Raw genomic sequence first — 18,851 nt, forward strand, 5'->3', positions numbered from 1 at the left:
TTTCCTGGTACGACGGCACACCCCTGTTACGAACGAGGTCACAGCGATGGACAACGGCGAAGTTCTTCCGGCGGAGATGTGTTCCCTGCGCGAAGTCCTGGACCTGGTGGGCGACAAGTGGGCGATCCGGGTCCTGGTGCAGCTGGGCGACGGACCCCGCCGGTTCAGCGAACTGGAGCGCGCGCTGACCGGCGTCTCCCGGCGGATGCTGTCGCTGACGCTGCGGGGCTTGGAGCGCAACAGCTTGGTGACGCGGAAGGTGTACCCGGAGGTCCCGCCGCGGGTGGAGTACACGATGACCGCTCACGCGGCGGAGCTGGACGAGCCGTTGCACGCGCTGTCGGCCTGGGCGGCGAAGCACCGGGCGAAGGTCGCCGAAGCCCGCCGGGCCCACGACGTCGCCTAAGCCGCCAGGTGCTCCAGCACCAGCACCTGCGCTTCACCGACCGCGAAGCCCAGCACGGCGCCCGTCGCGATCAGGATCCACTCGTCCTGTTCGAAAGCCGGTCGCAGCAAGCGCTCGAACTCCTTCGGGGACAGCTGCTTCATCTTCGAGACCAGTACGTTCCGGATGTCCATCGCGTCCGTCGCGTAGTCCTCGATGTACCGCATCGTCTCCGGCAGCCGCGACATGATCTGCTCCGCGATCGCCAGCTTCACGTCCTGGTACTTGCGGCTCCCGACCGCGAACACCAGCAACGGCTTCGCGACGCTCCCGAGTTCCCGGTCCAGCTGGCGCTGGATCAGCGCCAGCACGCGGTCCGAGAGCGGCCCGTGCAGGATCGCCTCGATGACGTTGTGCGGGGTGATGATCTCCTTCGCGATCAACGACCCGTAGGCTTCCGCGACCTCCGCCCGCCGCTTCAGGAACAGGCCCTGCCACTGGACTCCGAAGTACCTGCGCGGCTCGATCGGGTAGAAGATCATCCGCAGCGCCAGCCAGTCCGTGAACCAGCCGGTGAACAGGCCGAAGACCGGCATGATCGGCGGGAACTTGAACAGCACCCACGCCACCATCTGGATGACGCCGATCGCGCCGCCGAAGACCAGGCCCGACCGCGCGATGAACTTGAACTCCTTGGCGCCGGCCTCCTGGAAGATCCGGTTGAGCAGGCGCTTGTCCTTGACCAGGCTGGTGACCACCATGCCCTTGAGGTCGAACACGCTGTCCACATCGGACTTGATCAGGTCGAGCACGGCCGCGACCATCCGCGGCGACTCGTGCTGGACGCGCTCGATCACCAGGCGCTGCACGCGCACCGGCAGCGACTCCCACAGGCCCGGCTGGTAGTGGCCCGCCACCTCGCGGACGATGTCCTCGACCCCGGCCAGCAGCGGTTTCTCGATCTCCTGGGCGATCCGGGAAGCGTCCAGCCGCGCGACGACCTCGGCCGGCTTGATCAGCTGCTCGGTCATCGTGTCGCAGGCGATGCTCGCCATCCGCGCGGCGCGCTTGGGCACGATGCCCTGCCAGCCCAGGAACGGCTTGACGCCGATGAACTCCACCGGCTGGAACATCATCCGGATCGCGACGAGCTTGGTGCCGTAGCCGATCAGCGCGGCGACGACCGGGATCGAGACGTAGAGGGGCCAGTGCTGCGCGAAGTCGGCGACGATGCCGGAGAGGAACGACCCCATCCGGTCAGCCGAGGCTCGGGTCGCAGGCCTGCCAGAACTGCGCGCCCAGGCGCGAGATGTGGATCGTGCGCCGGACGAACTTCGCGCGCTTGACGTGCTTCTCCGCGTCGCGCACGGTCTCGTCGGTCAGCAGGATTTCGTACTGCGTCTCCAGCGACGGCACCTCTTCGTCGAGGTCGACCAAGCCCAGCCCGATCAGCCGCGTGACGTAGCCGGGCACCTGGTCGGGCAGCGACACCCCGGCCGCCTTGCCGACCGTGGACGCGTTGCGCAGCGCGACGCGGCCGGTGCTGCCCAGGCCGGTGCGCTCGACGACGTCGACCGCGGGGAACGGCGAGCCGTCGGACAGCGCGGACAGGATGCGGGCCTCGTCCGGCGTCAGCTGGCGCAGGATGATCGCGTAGAAGTATTCGCGGGCCCGGTCGCGGCCGAAGCCGATGGAGTGGTTGAGCAGCTCGGCCATCGCGGCGCGCAGCGGCTCGACGGCGTTGTCGCGCGCGGGCACGATCGTCACGGTGGCTTCGACGGTCCCGGGCACCGAGGGGCGATTCATCGCCGACGCCGCGGTCAGCGCCGCGTGGTACGGGTCGTCCACCTCGTCGAGCCGGCGGCGCAGCTCGGTCAGCAGCTGCCGTTCCACCTGCCGGACCCCGCGTTCGGCGGTCTCCACGCCCGGGAGCTTGCGGCCGAGCGCGAACCCGGTGCGCGCGGCCCAGCCGGCCAGCTGACCGGCGCGGCGGGCCAGGTCGGCCACCTCGTCACCGGTACCCCGGCCGTTCGGTCGCTCTGCGTTCACGAGCCCACTCCCCTCTGCGTACGGGGTGATGCTACCTGCGGGTAGGCCGAATGACCCCATCCTGGGGGTCCGGGTGGCAGAGCCCCCGGCCCGGGGCGAAGCCCCGGAGCAACACGGTGTTTGGATGCCCACATGAGTCCGACGCGCTGGGGCCCGCCGATCGACGTCCTCCCGTACTTCTCGAAAGAGGAGCAAGCGCTGATGACGCTGCTCGGCGCGCTGACCGGCGAGGACTGGGAGCGCCCGACCGCGTGCGCGGGCTGGACGGTCAAGGACATCGCCGCCCACCTGCTGGGGGACAAGGTCGGCCGGCTCTCCCGAAGCCGCGACGGGCACGCGGCCGAAGCCCCCCGCGCGGGTGAGTCCTTCCCCCGCTTCATCGACCGGATCAACGACGAGTGGGTCGTCGCGTGCCGCCGCCTCTCGACGGACGTGCTGCTCACGATGCTGTACGAGTTCATGGGCCAGACGACCGAGTACTGGGCGAAGCTGGACCTCGACGCCGACGGCGACCCGGTGAGCTGGGCCGGCCCCGAGCCCGCGCCGCGCTGGCTGGACGCGGCCCGGGACTATTCGGAGTTCTGGGTCCACCACGTGCAGCTGCGCGAAGCGCTGGAGCACACGCCGCTGGAGGCGGAGTACGCCGAGCCGATCGCCGACACGTTCGTCCGCGCCCTGCCGCACACCCTGCGCGACGTCGACGCCCGCGTCGGCAAGCAGGTCGGCTACACGGTCACCGGGGCCGGCAAGTGGTACGCGCGCCGCGAGCGCGACGGCTGGGTGCTGGACCGCGGCGCACCGCCGTCACGCACCCCGCTGGCCACCGTGACGACGGACCTGGACACGTTCTGGCGGCTCTGCACCCGCAACACCGCCGACGTCGGCCGCGTCCGCACAACCGGAGACGAAAACGTTTGCGAGGTAATGCTCACCATGACCTCAATCATCGCCTGATCCGCACTTTCACGTGAAAGTGCGGGCCCCAGGTGGGCACTTTCACGTGAAAGTGCGGCTTCAGCGGCGGCGGGCCTGCTTGCGCAGTTGGAGGATCCGGGCGCCGCCGATCAGCGCGACCAGCACCGCGCCGCCGATGGCCGAGAACAGCATCGCGATGGCCAGCGGCAGGCTGCCTTCGGCGCCGAAGAAGTGCACCGTCGCGGGGTCGAGGTTCTGCAGGATGAAGACCAGCAGCACGATCAGCACGACCAGGCCGGCGATGACCGCGACCCAGGTGCCGCTGATCCGCGTCGGCCGGGCCTTGCCCACCGGTTTGGCGGGCGCCGGACGCACCGGCGTCGCCTCCTCCGCGCCCGGCCGGACGTCGCCGGCGCGCAGCTCGGCGGGCTCGAGGGCACCCTCGGGCACCTCGCCGCCGAGCGGTTCGTGGTTCGTCGGGCCGGTGGGGTGGCCGGCCGCGTCCCCGCGCGCGTGCGTCATGTGACCAGTGTCCGTCCGGCACGCGGGGAGCGCCGTGTCAAACCCCCTAACGGGCGAAGCCGTCAACCTCCCGGAGGACGCGGAGGGTGTTCTTGCCGGCCAGCTTCACGCAGTCTTCCTCACTCCACCCGCGCTCGAGCAGCGCCGCGAACAACACCGGGTACTTGGACGTGTCCTCCAGCCCTTCCGGCAGCGAGCCGACGCCGTCGTAGTCGCCGCCGAGGCCGATGTGGTCGACGCCGGCCACCTCGCGGGCGTGCTCGACGTGCGCGACGACGTCGTCGACCGTGGCCTTCGGCTTGACCGGGCCGTCCCACTCCTTCACGAACTCGCCGCGCTGGGTCAGGTTCCGGTACTCCCGGCCCGCGGCCTCCATGGCGGCCTTCAGCTCCTGGTCCCACGCCGCGACCTTCGGCGAGATGAACGCCGGCACGAAGGTGACCATCGCGACGCCGCCGTTGCCGGGCAGCTTCGCCAGGACGTCGTCGGGGATGTTGCGCGGGTGGTCGTTGACCGCGATGCACGAGGAGTGGCTGAAGATCACCGGGACCGAGCTGACCTCCATCGCCGCCCGCATCGTCGACGGCGCGACGTGGGAGAGGTCGACCATCATCCCGATCTTGTTCATCTCGCGCACCACGTCGCGGCCGAAGTCGGTGAGCCCGCCGTGGGCCGGCTCGTCGGTGCCCGAGTCGGCCCACGTGGTGTTGAAGTTGTGCGTCAGCGTCATGTAGCGGACGCCGAGGCGGCGCAGGATCCGCAGCACGCCGAGCGACTCGGCGATGCTGTGCCCGCCCTCGGCGCCGAGCAGCGACGCGATCCGGCCGTCGGCGAACGCGGCCTCGGCCTCGTCCGCGGTGTCGACCAGCCGGAGCCGGTCGGGGTAGCGCTCGGCGAGCTGGTGGACGACCTCGATCTGCTCGAGGACGGCGGTCACGGCGCTGTGGCCCTCGAACTCGCACGGCACGTAGACCGACCAGAACTGCATGCCGAGCTTCCCGTCGGCGAGCTTCGGGAAGTCGGTGTGCAGGGCCGGCTGCCGGACGGTCAGGTCCAGCGACGCGGCCGCCTCGACCGGGTTCGGGCCGCCGTGCTGCCGAAGCTCCCACGGCAGGTCGTTGTGCCCGTCGGCCAGGATGGCCGCGTCCAGCAGTTTGCCGGCACGCTGTAGTGCCTCGTTAGTCATCGCCCGATCGTAGGGCCGGCCGATATACGCTCCGTACAAACGTTAAGTCCTGATCCATTCGGCCGCGGCCCGGACACCGTCCACAGTGATCTGGTGACCACCGGGATGGCGCTGCGTGACGACGTCGGCACCGCGCTCGCGCAGCAGCCGGACCAGCTCCTCGGTGGAGGCCAGCGGCGCCATCGGGTCGCGTTCGCCGTTGACCAGGAAGACGCGGGCGCCGCCGAGGTCGTGCTCCGGGGGCTCCGGAACCGGCGACATCGACGCGAACAACACGGCTTCGCGCACGACTTCGGGCCGCAGCAGGACGACCGCGGCCGCGATGTTGGCCCCGTTCGAAAAGCCGACCGCGACCACGCGCCGGCCACCGAACCCGTACTCCTCGCGGGCTTCGAGCACGAAGTCGGCGAGTTCGTTCGCGCGCTTGACGACGTCTTCGTGGTCGAACACGCCCTCGGCCAGCCGCCGGAACCAGCGCGCGGCGCCGTGCTCCGACACCGGTCCGGCCGGGGCCAGCACCGCGGAGTCCGGGCTGAGCTCGCGCGCCAGGCCGAGCAGGTCGTCCGGGCCGCCGCCGGTGCCGTGCAGCAGGAGCAGCACGGGCGCGTCCGGCGCGCCTTCGACGTACTTGTGCCGCAGCGTCATCACAGCTCCGGGTTGTTCTCGGCGGGAAGGTTCAGCTTGGGCAGCATGTGCTGGATCTCTTCGCGGCGCGGCTCCAGCCACGGCGGCAGTTTGAGCGCCCGGCCGAGCTCCAGCAGCGGCTCGTCGATCGCGAAGCCGGGCTCGTCGGTGGCGACCTCCAGCAGCGTCCCGCCCGGCTCGCGGAAGTAGATCGAGCGGAAGTACTGGCGGTCCAAAATGGACGTCACGTGCACGCCCCGGTCGACCAGCTCTTCGCGCCAGGCCTTCTGGGTTTCTTCGTCGGGCGCGCGCCAGGCCACGTGGTGGACGGTGCCGGCGGCGACCAGCCCGCGCGGCGCGTCCGGCGTCACGAGGACGTCGACCAGCGCGCCCGGTCCGCCCGCACCGGCGGCGAAGCGCAAGCGATTGCTTTCCTGTTCGGCGAAGCTGAGGCCGAGGCCGTCGGTGAGCATCCCGGCGGTGGCGTCCTCCTGGTTCACCGAGAGCGTCACCGAGTGCAGGCCGCGGATGGCGTGCTCGGCGGGGACGAGCTCGGTGTCCCACGGGTCGCGCGGGTCGCCTTGCGGGTGCGCGACCAGTGCGAGCTTCAGGCCGTCGGGGTCGCGGAAGGTCAGCGTCTCCTCGCCGTCGGCGGCGCGGACCTCGCCGGTCTCGATCTTCTGCGCCGCGAGGTGCTGCTGCCACCAGCCGATCGAGGCTTCGGGCACGGAGAACGACGTGGTCGTCGCCTGGCCGGTGCCGTGGCGGCCGCTCGGCGCGTCGGGCCAGGGGAAGAACGTCATCAGCGAGCCGGGCTTGCCCGAGCTGTCGCCGTAGTAGAGGTGGTAGGTGCCCGGGTCGTCGAAGTTGACCGTCGTCTTGACCAGCCGCAGGCCCAGGGTGCGCAGGTAGAAGTCGGCGTTGCGCTGCGGGTCGCCGCCGATGGCCGTCACGTGGTGCAGGCCGGACGTCTTGATCGACATGGTTGCCTCCTGGGCTCAAGGTATCCCGATAACCTCTCGCGCGCAAGATATATTCCAGCGAGGTAAGGTGGGCTCCGTGGAAGCGACCGACGACGACGAGATCGTCACCTGGTGGGGCCTGGTGATCGAGGGCTACCTGGCCACGCAGGACAAGCTGATGGGCGAGATCGCCGACCGGTTCGGGCTCGCGCCGGCGTCGTTCGACATCCTGCTGCGGCTGGTCCGCTCGCCCGAGCACCGGATGCCGATGACGAAGCTGGCGACCGAAGCGGCGCTGTCCAGCGGCGGCTTCACGAAGGTGGCCGACCGGCTGGTGGCGGCGGACCTGATCTGCCGGATCCCGAGCCCGGACGACCGCCGCGTCACCTTCGCGTCCCTGACCGAGCACGGCCTCGAAGTGGCGAACAAGGCTCGTGAGGCGGCCGCGGACATCCTGCGCCGGATCGTGCTGACCCCGCTCGGTGACGACGCCCCGGCACTGGCGGAAGCGATGCGGACACTGCGCGCGTTCAACACCGACCGTTGAAAAAGTCGAGGTCACAGCGGTGCGCGCGACGGCGCACCATGGACCCATGCTGACCGAATCGACGATCACGACGATGCTCCCGGTGACCGACAGCGAACGCGCCGGCCACTTCTACGCGGACTCCCTCGGCCTGAAGCAGTCGGGGAAGGGCGAAGACGGAACGCTGTACTTCGAGGCGGGCGCGGGCTCGATCGGCCTCCGCGCCATGCCGGCGGGCGCGCAGAGCGAGAACACGGCGCTGAGCTTCGAGGTCACCGACCTGGAGGGCGAGATCAAGACCCTCGAGGGCCGCGGGGTCCGGTTCCAGGACTTCGAGATGGAAGGCCTGAAGACCGTGGCCCACATCGCGGAGCTGGGCAGCGAGCGGGCCGCGTGGTTCACCGACTCCGAAGGCAACGTGCTGTGCCTGCACCAGGTCCTAGGCTAACCCCGGCATCAGCTTGACCGCGTTGCCCGACAGGACTCCGGTCAGCACGTCATCCGGCAGGCCGAGGCCGATCAGCGTCCGCACGTTCTTCGCCACCGACGGCACACCGGGCCAGTCCGTCCCGAAGACGAACTTTCCGGCCAGCCGGGTGAAGTCGAAGCGCTGGTAGTACTCCTTCAGCTTCTTCGGCGGCAGCCCGGCGAGGTCGAGCCAGACGTTGTCGCGCGCCAGCGCCAGGAACGCGGCCACGTCGTACCACCACCCGCGGCCGCCGTGGGCGAAGACGAACTGCAGCGAAGGGAAGTCCTCGACCACATCGGACAGCAGCTCCGGGTTCCCGAAACTGGCCCGGGAACCCGGGAAGCTCGACGTGCCGGAGTGGAAGATCACCGGTACCCCGCGCTCGACGCACCGCTGGTAGACCGGGTAGAGCTCCTTCTCCGCCGGGGAAAACGCGCCGTGCACCGGGTGGATCTTCAGCGCCACCGCGCCCAGGTCCAGCTGCCGCTCGACCTCCGCCACCGCCGGGTGGTGCAGGTACGGGTTGACGTTGGCCACCAGCCGGAACCGCGTGGGGTTGTGCTCGACCAGCGGCAGGTTGTCCTCGATGGGCTGGATCCCGGTCGCCCGCGGGCTGTACTCGCAGAACAGCAGCACCCGGTCGACGCCTTCGGACGCCATCAAGTCGTCCATCGCCGCCGGGATCACCGTCCCTTCGGCGTCGTACACCGAACGCCACGGGTACGTCCCCGCGAAGTCGTGCGCCCACTGCAGCCAGGCGGGTTTCAGCGTCGGCAGCCGCGGCGCGTGGACGTGCGCGTCCACCACGAAGTACCCGTCGATCACGGACTGGGCACCACCCGCAGCACGTCGCGGACCTGCTCGCGGATCACGTTGCGGCGGATCTTGCCGGTCGCCGTCTTCGGCAGCTCGGCCAGCTCGACCACCCCGCGCGGCCGCTTGAACGCCGCGAGCCCCTCGCGGCAGAACTCGATCAGCTCCCCCGGGTCCACCGCGAAGCCGGGTGCGGCCACCACGCACGCGACCGGCTTGTCGAGGCCGTCGGCGTCCGGCGCGGCGACGACGGCGACCTCGGCGACCGCCGGGTGCTGCCGCAGCCGTTCCTCCACTTCGGACGGTGACACCCAGATCCCGCCCGCCTTGAGCATGTCCCCGAACCGGCCGAGGCAGGTGTACGTGCCGTCGTCGTTGCGCACGTAGCTGTCGCCGGTCCGCAGCCACTCGCCCTGGAAGACGAGCTTCGTCGCGTCGTAGCGGGCCCAGTAGCCGGTCGCCGTCGACGGCCCGGCGACGAACAGCTCGCCGGGCTTGCCGGCGGCGTCGATCACCGCGCCCGCCTCGTCGCGGATCTGCACGGAGTACCCGGGCACGGCGACGCCGGTGCTGCCGGGCCGCACCGAACCGGGCTGGTTCGACAGGAAGATGTGCAGGGCCTCGGTCGACCCGATGCCGTCGAGGATCTCCAGCCCGAAGCGGGCGCGGAACCGTTCGAACAGCGACGCGGGCAGCGGTTCCCCGGCCGAAACCGCGTGCCGCACCGAGGCGAAGGAGTCGTCCGGGACGTCGCTGGCGAGCAACGCCGCGTAGAACGTCGGTACCGCGAAGAAGAGCGAAGGCCGCTCCTCACGCGCGCGCCGGGCGAACAACGCGGGTGTCGGCCGCGAAGGCTCGAGCAGCACGGTGCCGCCCGCGCCGAGCGGGAAGAAGCAGGAATTCCCCAGCCCGTAGGCGAAGAAGAGCTTCGGCACGGACAGGAACCGGTCCGCCGGCGTGGTCGCCAGCACCGCACGGGCGTACGTCTCGCAGACCGCGCGGATGCTCGCGTGGCGGTGCATCGCGCCCTTCGGCTGCCCGGTCGTCCCCGACGTGTACAGCCACAGCGCGGGCGAGTCCTCCCACGTCCGTCCACTTCGGAACGTTCCGCCCAGCGCCGGCCACTCGTGCGTCCGGACGCCGAACTCCGCCGCGTCGGCCCGGTCGAGCAGCACGTCGGTGACCTCGGGGGCGAAGCCGAGGGCGGTGGCGGCCTGCTCGGCGAACTCCCCGGACACGCCGAGCACGCGCGCCCGCGAGTCGGCCAGCACCTTGCCCAGCTCGAGGCCGGTGACCATGGTCGACACCGGGACCGCGACGGCGCCGGCCAGCATCGCGCCGAGGATGCCGGTGAGCAGCTCGACGTCGTCGACCATGCAGAACATGACCCGCTCTTCGGGCCGGACGCCGAGCTCGAGCAGCCCGGCCGCGACCCGGCGGGACTCCGCCGCCAGCTCGGCGTAGGTCAGCGAACGGCGGGGCGACACGACCGCGGTCGCGTCCGGGTGGCCGGCGGAGAGCAGGTACTCCGCCGCGTTGAACGCTGTCGCCACCAGACCTCCTACGTGAGGTACACGTACTCGTAGTCGAAGGGCTTCCCGTTGATGCCCTGCCGCGGTGGCGCGACCCAGCTCGCGATCTTCCCCCGCTCGTACACCGGGTGCATCAGCGAGCGGACGAACGTCAGGTCCTCGGTGGTGGGCAGCCACTTCCGTTTGCCGGCCTCCCAGGTCGCCTCGTCGACGATGGTGCCGTCGGGAGTGACGTGGTGGCCGGAGTTTATGCCGACTTCGCGGTTGAAGCCAGGGTGCGGCAGGCGGAACGCGAAGTCGATGCCGGCGTCGGCGAGGATCTTGTTCCAGCGCTTCACGCCGGTCTGGCAGTCGGCCACGTACTCGCTGCGCAGGTCGAGGTTGAGCAGCAGGATCGCCTGCAGCTCCTCGGTCGTCCACGTGCCGTCGCCGGTGGGCCGCTCCAGCGTGCGGGCGTCCTCGGTGAGCTTGTGGTCGTCGCGGCGGCGGGTCTCCTGCCAGCGGCCCTTGAGCCCGGCGGTGTAGTAGTTCGCCGCGTTCGTCGACGTCTCGCTGCCGAACAGGTCGAGCGAAACGGTGTAGTGGAAGTTGATGTACTTCTGGATGAGGTCGAGCGGGACGCCGCCGTGCGGGCCGATGTCGAGCGTGTCGTGCTCGCGGATCAGCTCGGCGCTGCGGATCACCACGCGGTCGACGCCGGTGGTGCCGACCATCATGTGGTGCGCTTCCTCCTTCAGCATGAACTCGCAGGTGCGCGAGAGCGGGTCGAAGGAGGACTCCTTGAGCGTGCCGAGCTGGTACTTCCCGTCCCGGTCGGTGAAGTAGGTGAACATGTAGAAGGCCAGCCAGTCGGCGGTCTCCTCGTTGAACGCGCCGAGGATGCGGGGCGCGTCCGGGCTGCCGGAGTTGCGCAGCAGCAGCCCTTCGGCCTCGTCGCGGCCTTCCCGGCCGAAGTAGGCGTGCAGCAGGTACACCATCGCCCACAGGTGGCGGCCTTCTTCGACGTTGACCTGGAACAGGTTGCGCAGGTCGTAGAGGCTGGGCGCGGTCAGCCCGAGCAGTTTCTGCTGCTCGACCGACGCCGGTTCGGTGTCGCCCTGGATGACGATCAGCCGCTGCAGGTCGGCGCGGTACTCACCGGGCACCTGCTGCCAGACCGGCTCGCCCTGGTGCTCCCCGAACGCGATCCGCCGGTCCGGGTCGCGCTCGGCGAGGAAGATGCCCCAGCGGTAGTCGGGGACGTTGACGTGGTCGAAGTGCGCCCAGCCTTCGCGGCCGACGCTGACGGCGGTGCGCAGGTAGACGCCCTGGGTCTCCAGCGTCGGGCCCATCTCGCCCCACCAGTGCATGAACTTCGGCTGCCAGCCCTCCAGCGCGCGCTGGAGCCGCCGGTCCTCCGAGAGGTTGACGTTGTTGGGGATCTTGGCGTCGTAGTCGATCTTCTCGGGCATCTGCGCTAGACCCGCTTCCTGTCGAAGACGGCCTTCTGCCCCGTACCGTATCGGCGCAGCGCACCTTCCGGTCCGGCTGCGTTCGGCCGGGTGAAAATCCAGTTCTGCCAAGCCGCCAGCCGGCCGAAGATCTTGGTCTCGATGGTCTCGGGACCGACGAACCGGTGGTTGGCCTCCATCCCGGTGAGGGCGTCCGGCGAGAGCGACGCCCGGCCTTCGAGCGCGATCCGGATCTCGTCCTCCCAGTCGAGGTCGTCCGGGGCGTCGGTGACCAGGCCGAGTTCGACGGCTTCGGCGGCGCTCAGCTCGTGGTCCTTCTCCCGCGCGAGCCAGGCGAGGTGGTCTTCGTCGCCGTAGAAGCGCGTCTGCAGGCGGGTCAGGCCGTTGCCCATCGGGAACGGGCCGAAGTTGGCTTCGGACAGGCGGATCGTGGCGCGTTCGTCGCTGTCTTCGTCGTCGATCGGTGGTCCGTCGAGGATGTACTGGCGGTCGGCGGCGAGCGCGAGTTCCAGCAGTGACCCGGCGAAGCAGCTGCCGGGCTCGATCAACGCGATCAGCGTGCGGCTGGTGACGTCGAGGCGCTTCAGCGTGCGCTTGAAGTAGTGCGTGATTTCGTTGCCCAGCCAGTCCTTCGCGCCGAGAACGGCCTGTTCGTGCGCGAGCACCTTCTCCGGATCGCCGACGGTCTTGAGGATCCACGTGCCGGCCTCGACCTCGTTGGTGCGCAGCCGCAGGATGGCGTCGTCGAGCTCGCGGGTCATCGCGAGGAACCAGCCGTTCGCGCCCTCTTCGTGCAGGTCACCGGGGTCGTTTTCGGGGCCCTTGACGGTGATCGTGACCTGGCCTTTCGCCACTTCCATGTCGACATAGCGATGTTCGAGCGGCGTCAGCTCGATGCCGCCCTCGCCGGTCCGGTCGGATTCGCGCGCGAGCTCCCGGGCCCGCTTCTCCACGGCTTCGCGGAACCCCTGGCGCGGGACCAGTTCGTCGACCAGCCGCCAGTCGACCGCGGTCTTGCCCTTGACGCCGTCCGGGCGCGTGGCGAAGACGTCGGCGAGGTCCTTGCGCACCCGCCGCTTGTCGACGACCCGGGTCAGCCCGCCGGTGCCGGGCAGCACGCCGAGCAGCGGCACCTCCGGTAGCGCGACGGTCGAGGAGTTGTCGTCGATCAGCAGGATCTTGTCGCAGGCCAGCGCGATCTCGTAGCCGCCGCCGGCGCAGGTGCCGTTGACCGCGGCGACGTAGATCTGGCCGGAGTGCTCGGTGGCGTCCTCCATGCCGTTGCGGGTTTCGTTGGTGAACTTGCAGAAGTTCACCTTCCAGTGGTGCTCGGACGCGGCCAGCATGCGGATGTTGGCGCCGGCGCAGAACACCTTGTCCTTGGCGCTCGTCACGACCACCACGCGGACTCCGGGGTGCTCGAACCGCAGCCGCTGGGTGGCGTCGTAGAGCTCGATGTCGACGCCGAGGTCGTAGGAGTTGAGCTTGAGCTCGTACCCCGGGACGAGCCCGCCCTGCTCGTCGACGTCCAGCTCCAGCCAGGCCACCTCCCCGTCGACGCGGAGGCGCCAGTGGCGGTACTCGTCCGGACGGCGGTCGAAGGTCACCGGTGTGGTGGTGGTCACTCACCCGAGTGTCTACACAGGTTCGACGAACGTCAATGTTGTGTAGAAACTTGATCTCGCGAAGTCACCCGGTTGAGCACCGCCCACGCCCACGTCACGAAGACCCACAGGGCCAGCGCCGCCGCCGAGTCGGTGAAGATCGTGGCGAACCAGAACGCCGGGACCTGCGGGACGCCGGCCAGGAAGTGCCCGGCGCTGGCCAGCCCGGACAGCGAGTAGACCAGCAGGAACGCGAGCGCGCGCGGATAGCTCCCCCGCTCGTAGGCGCGGTAGCCGAGCCAGCCGAACACCGTGAACAGCACCCAGCCGAACGCGACCACGACCTGCGTGACGAGCAGGGGAACGCCGGGGAGCGGCGGGTAGTCCGCCGCCCGGATGACGTTGTGCGCGTAGTGCAGCGTGGTGGTGAGCAGCGAGAAGCCGAGGATCGCGCGAAGCGGCGTCAGCCCCTTCTCGTGCAGAACGTCCATCCCAGCCCCCTGGATTTGATAGATCGCTCTAGCGACGATACTGCCGCCTCTTTCATAGGGAAAGTGCCGGGCGGCACTTTCCCTATGAAAGAGACAACTCAGACCAGGTCGATGCGGTGCTGCGTCACCGGGTAACCCGCCTTCGCGAAGGCCTTGGCCATCGGGACGTTGCCGACGTCGGTGCCCGCGACGATCCGGTCGGCGCCGTGCCCGACCAGTTCGTGCGTGGCCTCGACCAGCAGGTCGTACGCGTAACCCCGCCCGCGGTGCTCCGGCACGACGGCGATGTAGCCGACCACCGGGTCGTAGGCGTTGCGGCTCGGCAGGCTGAGCCCGACGAGCTCGCCTTCGGGCGTGTACGCCAGCCGCCACCAGTCCCGCGGGGCCGGCATCCACTTCATGATGTCGAGGTCCTCCCGGGCCGCGGCGTCGAGGCCGTGCTCCTCGACCGTCTTCCGGACGTGCGCGTCGAGGCTGCCGACGTGCACCCGCTTGAAGACCTCGAGGATGACGTCGTCGTCCGGCTCGGGCCGGAAGACGAGCCGTCCGGGACGTTCCGGCAGGCCGTTTTCCGGCGTCCAGCGGAACCGGTAGCGCTCGACGAGCTTGCGGTAACCCGCCCGCTCCGCCGCCTCGACCCGCGTGGTCACTTCGTGGGCGACGTCCGGGTCGTCCTGCCACGCGGGCGGCGTGGTCAGCGCGTACTCCGTGCGCAGCGGCGCCGTCTTCAGCAGCTCGACGCCCGCGTCGAAGTCGGTGAAGTCGAACCAGTCCAGCGCGATCGGTTCGTCGTCCACCGGCCGGGCCCACCAGGCCGCCCGCGCCACGACGACGTCGTCGCGCAGCGCGACCCAGGTCCATTCGGGCCGGTATTCGCCCTGCTTCGCCATCTCGGTGAAGTCGTTGCCGAGCAGCGTGCGGCCGACGAGACCGCGGTCGGGCAGGGAGGTGAAAAGTGCTTCTTCGCCCGCTTCGAGCGGGCGCACGACCAGTTCGGTCATGGTGGTCCTTCCAGGAGTGCTGCGCGCTCCCGGTCAGACAGCCGGCACCCTCGCTGCGAGGTGGGAGCGCGTGATCGATTGGGTGATCATCGGTCCCACCTCCTTTCGCCCGGTCGAGGGTGCTTCCGCCACCCTAGGGGACCGGCCGGCGGTGATCAACGGATTTTCTGGAGGACGATCCGCGTGCTCAGCCGCGGCTCGGCGTAGGAGTGCGAAGCCGCCAGGACGTACTCGCCCGCGATGTGCTGCCAGCCGTCCCGCCAGACTTCGGCGGACCGCGGCGCGATGACGATGTCGGTCTCGACGGCTTCGCCGGGCCCGGCTTCGACGCTCGCGAACCCCGCGAGCCAGCGGTCGGGCCGGTCGCCGCGCTCGGTCGGAGCCAGGTAGAGCTGGACTACTTCGCGTCCCCGCCGCTTTCCCGTGTTGCGCACGCGGACCCGGACGCGGGCCCCGCCTTCCTCGTCCGGGTAGCCGTCCAGTTCCTCGTACGCCCAGGTCGTGTAGCCCTGGCCGTGGCCGAACCAGTAGGCGGGCGGCCGGTCGGCGCGGGCCCAGGCGCTGTAGCCGATGTGGACGCCTTCGCCGTATTCGAGCACGCCTTCCCGCGGGGTCACATCGGTGACCGGCGCGTCTTCGAGCTTCGCCGGCCAGGTCGTCGGCAGGCGGCCGCCGGGTTCTTCGCGGCCGAAGAGGACGTCGGCGAGCGCGTCGCCGCCGGCCTGTCCGGGGAACCAGGTGAGCAGCACCGCGGCGACGTCGGCGCGCCACGGCAGTTCGACCGGGGACCCGGCGTTGACGACGACCACGGTGTTCGGGTTGGCCTCGGCGACCCTCGCGACCAGCTCGTCCTGCCGGCCCGGCAGGGCCAGGGAAGTCCGGTCGAAACCCTCGCTCTCGACCTCGGCGGTGGTGCCGACCACGACGACCGCGACGTCCGACTTCCCCGCCAGCGCAACGGCTTCGGCGAGCGCGGCGTCCGGGTCGGGCACCGGGCCGCGGTGACCGAGCGCGAACGTCACCCAGGCGAAGCTGCCCCTGGCGAACTCCGCCATCTCCGACGGGATCCAGTACGTCAGGCTGACGTCGACGAGTTCGCCCGCGGTCAGTTCGATCTCCCGGCGCTGCTCGTTCACCTGCATGACCGACGTGAAGACGTCCCCGCCGGGCGGCAGGTTCACGCCGTCGAAGAGGGTCTGGCCGGCGACGGTGAGGCGGAGGTCGCCGGGGCCGGTGACGGCGAAGGTGTGCGTGCCGCCGCGCTCCGGCAGGTAGGTGCCTTCGATCTCGACCGACGCGAGGGTGCTCAGGTCGAGCCCCTCCGGCAGTTCTCCGATCCAGGTGATTTTGGCTTCCCGGAGCGGAAATTCAGCCAACCGGGTGCCATCGGCGGCTTTGGCGATCGCGCGGAGCCGGAAATTGTCGGTGGCCGGCGGTAGCGTCGTCCGCGGATCGGCACCGGTGGCGAACGCCAGGTCGGTGCCCCGGGGAAGGGCCTTGCGGAGGCCGTCGAGAGGGGAGACGACGTGATCGGGGAACACGGTGGCACTGCCGCCGCCGAGGATCTTCGGGTCCGCGGCCAGCGCGCCGATGAGCGCGACGCTCTGCGGTTCGCGCAGGGGCAGCAGGCCGGTTTCGTTGCTGAGCAACACGAAAGACCGGTGCGCGACCTCGCGCGCGGTCGCGTCACCGTCCACAGGGGAGTGTTTCGGGGCCGGTGCCGCGCCGAGCGCGCCGGCCCGGTGGGCGAGCAGGAGCACGCGGCGGACCATTTCGTCGACGACGCTCTCGTCGACTTCGCCACCACGCACGGCTTCGGCGAGCCGCGCGCCGAAAACCGTGCGGGGGCCGGGCATCGCCACGTCGAGGCCGCCGTTGGCGGAGGCGACGGTGTCGCGCGCGGCCAGCCAGTCGGAAACGACGAAGCCGTCGAAGCCCCATTCGCCGCGCAGCACGCCGTCGAGCAGTTCGGCGTGCTGGGTCATCGTGGTGCCGTTGACGCTGTTGTAGGCGGCCATGATCCCCCACGGCTTCGCGCGCCTCACGATGAGTTCGAAGGGCGCGAGGTAGAGCTCGCGCAGCGCGCGTTCGCCGACGTGGACGTCGGCGGTGAAGCGCTCGGTCTCGAAGTCGTTGGCGACGAAGTGCTTGACCGTGACGCCGACCCCGCCGTCCTGCACGCCGGTGACGTAGCCGGCGCCGATCATCCCGGTGAGGAGGGGATCTTCCGAGTAGCACTCGAAGTGGCGGCCGCCCAGCGGTGAGCGCTGGAGGTTGACCGTCGGGGCGAGCAGCACGTGCACGCCCTTGCGGCGGGCTTCCTGCGCGAGCAGGCGGCCGACGCGCACGGCGAGCCGCGGGTCCCAGCAGGCGGCGAGCGCCGTCGGGCTGGGGAGCGTGACGGAGGGGTCGTCCTGGCTCCAGCGGACCCCGCGGACGCCGACCGGGCCGTCGGAGAGGACGAGGGAGTCCAGGCCGATGTCCGGCAGGGCGGGCAAGCTCCAGACGTCCTGGCCGGCGAGCAGGCTCGCCTTGGCGTCCAGGTCGAGCTCGGCCAGCAGCGCGTCGACGTCGAAGCTCATGGGCCCACTCTACCTGGCGGTGAGTAGTGAAAGTTATGGTTCCGTGACAGCCTGTCCCGTAGGCTCGGGATCATGACCCGGGCCAGGGGCGCCGACCGCCGAGCGAGCATCGTCCGAGCGGCCTTCGAAGTGATCGCCGAACGCGGCTACCGCGGCACCTCACTGGCGGCGGTCGCCGAGCGCGTCGGCCTGACCCAGCAAGGGCTGATGCACTACTTCCCGACGAAGGAAGACCTGCTCACGGCCGTCCTGGAAACCCGCGACGAGTGGGACCTGCTCCACTTCGGCCACGCCCCACCGGGCGACGAGTCGGCGATGACGGTCAACCAGCTGGCCGACCTGGTCGACTACAACGCCACGCGGCCGGGCATCGTCCAGACGTACACGGTGCTGTCCGCGGACAGCGTCACCGAAGACCACCCGGCCCGCGCGTACTTCCACGACCGCTACACCCGCGTGCGAGCGGGCATGACGCAGATGCTGGAACGCCACCGCGACGAGCTCCCGCCGGGGACGACCCCGGAGCAACTGGCCCCGATCGCCATCGCCGTCCTCGACGGCCTCCAGCTGCAGTGGCTGCTGGCCCCGGACGAGGTCGACATGTCCACGAGCTTCCGCACGTTCCTGACGATGCTGGGCATCAAGCCCGACTGACCCACCCGCCGCCCGCGAGGTCATGAACGACCCTTTCACCTCGTCCGACGCCATGAAAGAGTCGTTCATGACGTCCGCCGAGCCCTCGGCCGCCTCACCGCAGCCAGGGCTGGGCCGCCAGCTCCCGCAAGCGCCGCAACGTGCGCAGCGTCGTCTCCAAGTCCTCCTGCGACACCTCCGCCGCCACCCCCTCGGCCCACTCGACCTGCGACCGCCCCAGCTCCCGCATCGCGGCCTTCGCCCGCCGCGTCAACGACAACAGCGGGGCACGCGCGTCCCCCGGGTTCGGCAGCCGGTCGAGCATCCCGTTGCGCAGCAACCGGTTCACCGTCTCCTGCACGCTCTGCCGGCGCAGCCCCCGCCGCCGCGCGACCTCCGCGGCGGTCGCCGGGCCGTCCTCCAGGAAGCCGAGCACCTGCCACTGCGCCGCCGTCAGACCGACCGGTTCGGTCAGGGCGTCGCCCGCCGCGAGGAAGCCGCCGTTGCAGGCGAAGACCGCGTCGATCACCCGGGTGAACGTTTCGGCTCGATGGGACCGCATGCGTGCTAGTCTCGCACAACGACAGGCACCTGTCGAAATGGAGACGACCATGGACATGCCCACCCCGGGTTCCGCCCACGACGCGCTGAAGGCCCTCGTCGGCGACTGGACCGGCACCGAGGAACTCGCCGCCTCGCCGTGGGCGCCGGCTTCGACCGCGCGCGCCGACTGCGGATACCGCTTGGCGCTCAACGGGTTAGCGGTGATCCAGGACTACCGCCAGCGCCGCGAAGACGGGTCGGAGTTCCTCGGCCACAACGTCTTCACCGCCGACCCGGCCACCGGCGAGACGCTTTGGTACGGCTTCGACAGCTACGGCTTCCCGCCCGATTCACCCGCCCGTGGCGACTGGACCGGCGCCACCCTGACCCTGGAGAAGAAGACAGCCCGCGGGGTGGCCCGGCACCGGCTCACCCCGGACGGGGACACGCTGACGCACGAAATCGACGTCAAGCTGGGCGAAGACCGCGAATTCAGCCCATTCCTGCGCGCCCGGTACACCCGCGCCGAGGGGTAGGAGGAAACGGGTGACACCCCTCCCCCC

General features: G+C 70.3%; 20 protein-coding genes. 6 read left to right on the forward strand and 14 right to left on the reverse strand.

Annotated features, from left to right (window positions below; genetic code table 11):
* Positions 1–46 precede the first annotated feature (46 nt).
* Complete coding sequence (locus AB5J73_RS08055) at positions 47–406, forward strand: winged helix-turn-helix transcriptional regulator (RefSeq protein ID WP_370969060.1); 360 nt, start codon at positions 47–49, stop codon at positions 404–406.
* Here AB5J73_RS08055 and AB5J73_RS08060 read toward each other — a convergent pair.
* Both AB5J73_RS08060 and AB5J73_RS08065 read right to left on the reverse strand, forming a co-directional pair.
* Complete coding sequence (locus tag AB5J73_RS08060; RefSeq protein ID WP_370969061.1) at positions 403–1,638, reverse strand: DUF445 domain-containing protein; 1,236 nt, start codon at positions 1,636–1,638, stop codon at positions 403–405. The two genes, AB5J73_RS08055 and AB5J73_RS08060, sit on opposite strands and share 4 nt — an antisense overlap.
* Before the next feature lie 4 nt (positions 1,639–1,642).
* Complete coding sequence (locus AB5J73_RS08065; protein WP_370969062.1) at positions 1,643–2,434, reverse strand: Abi-alpha family protein; 792 nt, start codon at positions 2,432–2,434, stop codon at positions 1,643–1,645.
* Positions 2,435–2,566: 132 nt separating this feature from the next.
* Here AB5J73_RS08065 and AB5J73_RS08070 point away from each other — a divergent pair, with 132 nt between their 5' ends.
* Positions 2,567–3,388, forward strand: coding sequence for a maleylpyruvate isomerase family mycothiol-dependent enzyme (locus AB5J73_RS08070; protein ID WP_370969064.1), 822 nt, complete (start codon positions 2,567–2,569; stop codon positions 3,386–3,388).
* A 60-nt stretch (positions 3,389–3,448) separates the two neighbouring features.
* Here AB5J73_RS08070 and AB5J73_RS08075 read toward each other — a convergent pair whose 3' ends face one another.
* The 4 genes from AB5J73_RS08075 to AB5J73_RS08090 are packed head-to-tail and all read right to left on the reverse strand — an operon-like array spanning position 3,449 to position 6,664.
* On the reverse strand, positions 3,449–3,871 hold the full coding sequence (locus AB5J73_RS08075) for a lipopolysaccharide assembly LapA domain-containing protein (RefSeq protein WP_370969066.1): 423 nt from the start codon (positions 3,869–3,871) through the stop codon (positions 3,449–3,451).
* Positions 3,872–3,917: 46 nt separating this feature from the next.
* Complete coding sequence (locus AB5J73_RS08080) at positions 3,918–5,057, reverse strand: dipeptidase (protein ID WP_370969067.1); 1,140 nt, start codon at positions 5,055–5,057, stop codon at positions 3,918–3,920.
* Positions 5,058–5,099: 42 nt separating this feature from the next.
* Complete coding sequence (locus AB5J73_RS08085; protein ID WP_370969069.1) at positions 5,100–5,702, reverse strand: alpha/beta hydrolase; 603 nt, start codon at positions 5,700–5,702, stop codon at positions 5,100–5,102.
* Entirely contained in the window at positions 5,702–6,664 is a 963-nt protein-coding gene (locus AB5J73_RS08090) for a ring-cleaving dioxygenase (RefSeq protein WP_370969070.1), read from the reverse strand. The genes AB5J73_RS08085 and AB5J73_RS08090 overlap by 1 nt, the downstream gene beginning before the upstream one ends.
* A 76-nt stretch (positions 6,665–6,740) precedes the next feature.
* On the opposite strand from AB5J73_RS08090, the gene AB5J73_RS08095 reads away from it, so the two are divergent.
* Complete coding sequence (locus tag AB5J73_RS08095) at positions 6,741–7,190, forward strand: MarR family winged helix-turn-helix transcriptional regulator (RefSeq protein WP_370969072.1); 450 nt, start codon at positions 6,741–6,743, stop codon at positions 7,188–7,190.
* Between the two features lie 46 nt (positions 7,191–7,236).
* Positions 7,237–7,617, forward strand: coding sequence for a VOC family protein (locus tag AB5J73_RS08100; protein WP_370969073.1), 381 nt, complete (start codon positions 7,237–7,239; stop codon positions 7,615–7,617).
* On the opposite strand, the gene AB5J73_RS08105 is transcribed toward AB5J73_RS08100, so the two are convergent.
* The 7 genes from AB5J73_RS08105 to AB5J73_RS08135 form a co-directional block, all read right to left on the reverse strand.
* On the reverse strand, positions 7,609–8,463 hold the full coding sequence (locus AB5J73_RS08105; RefSeq protein ID WP_370969075.1) for an amidohydrolase family protein: 855 nt from the start codon (positions 8,461–8,463) through the stop codon (positions 7,609–7,611). The two genes, AB5J73_RS08100 and AB5J73_RS08105, sit on opposite strands and share 9 nt — an antisense overlap.
* Positions 8,460–10,004, reverse strand: a complete 1,545-nt coding sequence (locus AB5J73_RS08110; protein WP_370969076.1) for a benzoate-CoA ligase family protein — start codon at positions 10,002–10,004, stop codon at positions 8,460–8,462. The genes AB5J73_RS08105 and AB5J73_RS08110 overlap by 4 nt, the downstream gene beginning before the upstream one ends.
* A gap of 8 nt (positions 10,005–10,012) precedes the next feature.
* A complete protein-coding gene (boxB, locus tag AB5J73_RS08115) occupies positions 10,013–11,434 on the reverse strand; it encodes a benzoyl-CoA 2,3-epoxidase subunit BoxB (protein ID WP_370969077.1) in 1,422 nt (473 codons plus the stop codon).
* 5 nt (positions 11,435–11,439) lie between these two features.
* Positions 11,440–13,059, reverse strand: coding sequence for a 2,3-epoxybenzoyl-CoA dihydrolase (gene boxC, locus AB5J73_RS08120; protein ID WP_370969078.1), 1,620 nt, complete (start codon positions 13,057–13,059; stop codon positions 11,440–11,442).
* 32 nt (positions 13,060–13,091) lie between these two features.
* Positions 13,092–13,529: a hypothetical protein gene (locus AB5J73_RS08125; RefSeq protein ID WP_370969080.1), complete on the reverse strand. Its 438-nt coding sequence runs from the start codon at positions 13,527–13,529 to the stop codon at positions 13,092–13,094.
* Positions 13,530–13,627: 98 nt separating this feature from the next.
* Complete coding sequence (locus tag AB5J73_RS08130; RefSeq protein WP_370969081.1) at positions 13,628–14,530, reverse strand: GNAT family N-acetyltransferase; 903 nt, start codon at positions 14,528–14,530, stop codon at positions 13,628–13,630.
* A gap of 155 nt (positions 14,531–14,685) precedes the next feature.
* Positions 14,686–17,112 (reverse strand): glycoside hydrolase family 3 C-terminal domain-containing protein, encoded by a 2,427-nt coding sequence (locus AB5J73_RS08135; RefSeq protein WP_370969082.1) that lies wholly within the window; start codon positions 17,110–17,112, stop codon positions 14,686–14,688.
* 72 nt (positions 17,113–17,184) lie between these two features.
* Here AB5J73_RS08135 and AB5J73_RS08140 point away from each other — a divergent pair, with 72 nt between their 5' ends.
* On the forward strand, positions 17,185–17,766 hold the full coding sequence (locus tag AB5J73_RS08140) for a TetR/AcrR family transcriptional regulator (protein ID WP_370969083.1): 582 nt from the start codon (positions 17,185–17,187) through the stop codon (positions 17,764–17,766).
* 94 nt (positions 17,767–17,860) lie between these two features.
* On the opposite strand, the gene AB5J73_RS08145 is transcribed toward AB5J73_RS08140, so the two are convergent.
* Positions 17,861–18,307 (reverse strand): MarR family winged helix-turn-helix transcriptional regulator, encoded by a 447-nt coding sequence (locus AB5J73_RS08145; protein WP_370969085.1) that lies wholly within the window; start codon positions 18,305–18,307, stop codon positions 17,861–17,863.
* A 49-nt stretch (positions 18,308–18,356) separates the two neighbouring features.
* Here AB5J73_RS08145 and AB5J73_RS08150 point away from each other — a divergent pair, with 49 nt between their 5' ends.
* Complete coding sequence (locus AB5J73_RS08150) at positions 18,357–18,824, forward strand: DUF1579 family protein (RefSeq protein WP_370969086.1); 468 nt, start codon at positions 18,357–18,359, stop codon at positions 18,822–18,824.
* Positions 18,825–18,851 lie beyond the last annotated feature (27 nt).

Origin of the sequence: Amycolatopsis sp. cg9 (assembly GCF_041346945.1) — a bacterium.
In the GTDB taxonomy this organism is placed as follows: Bacteria; Actinomycetota; Actinomycetes; order Mycobacteriales; family Pseudonocardiaceae; genus Amycolatopsis.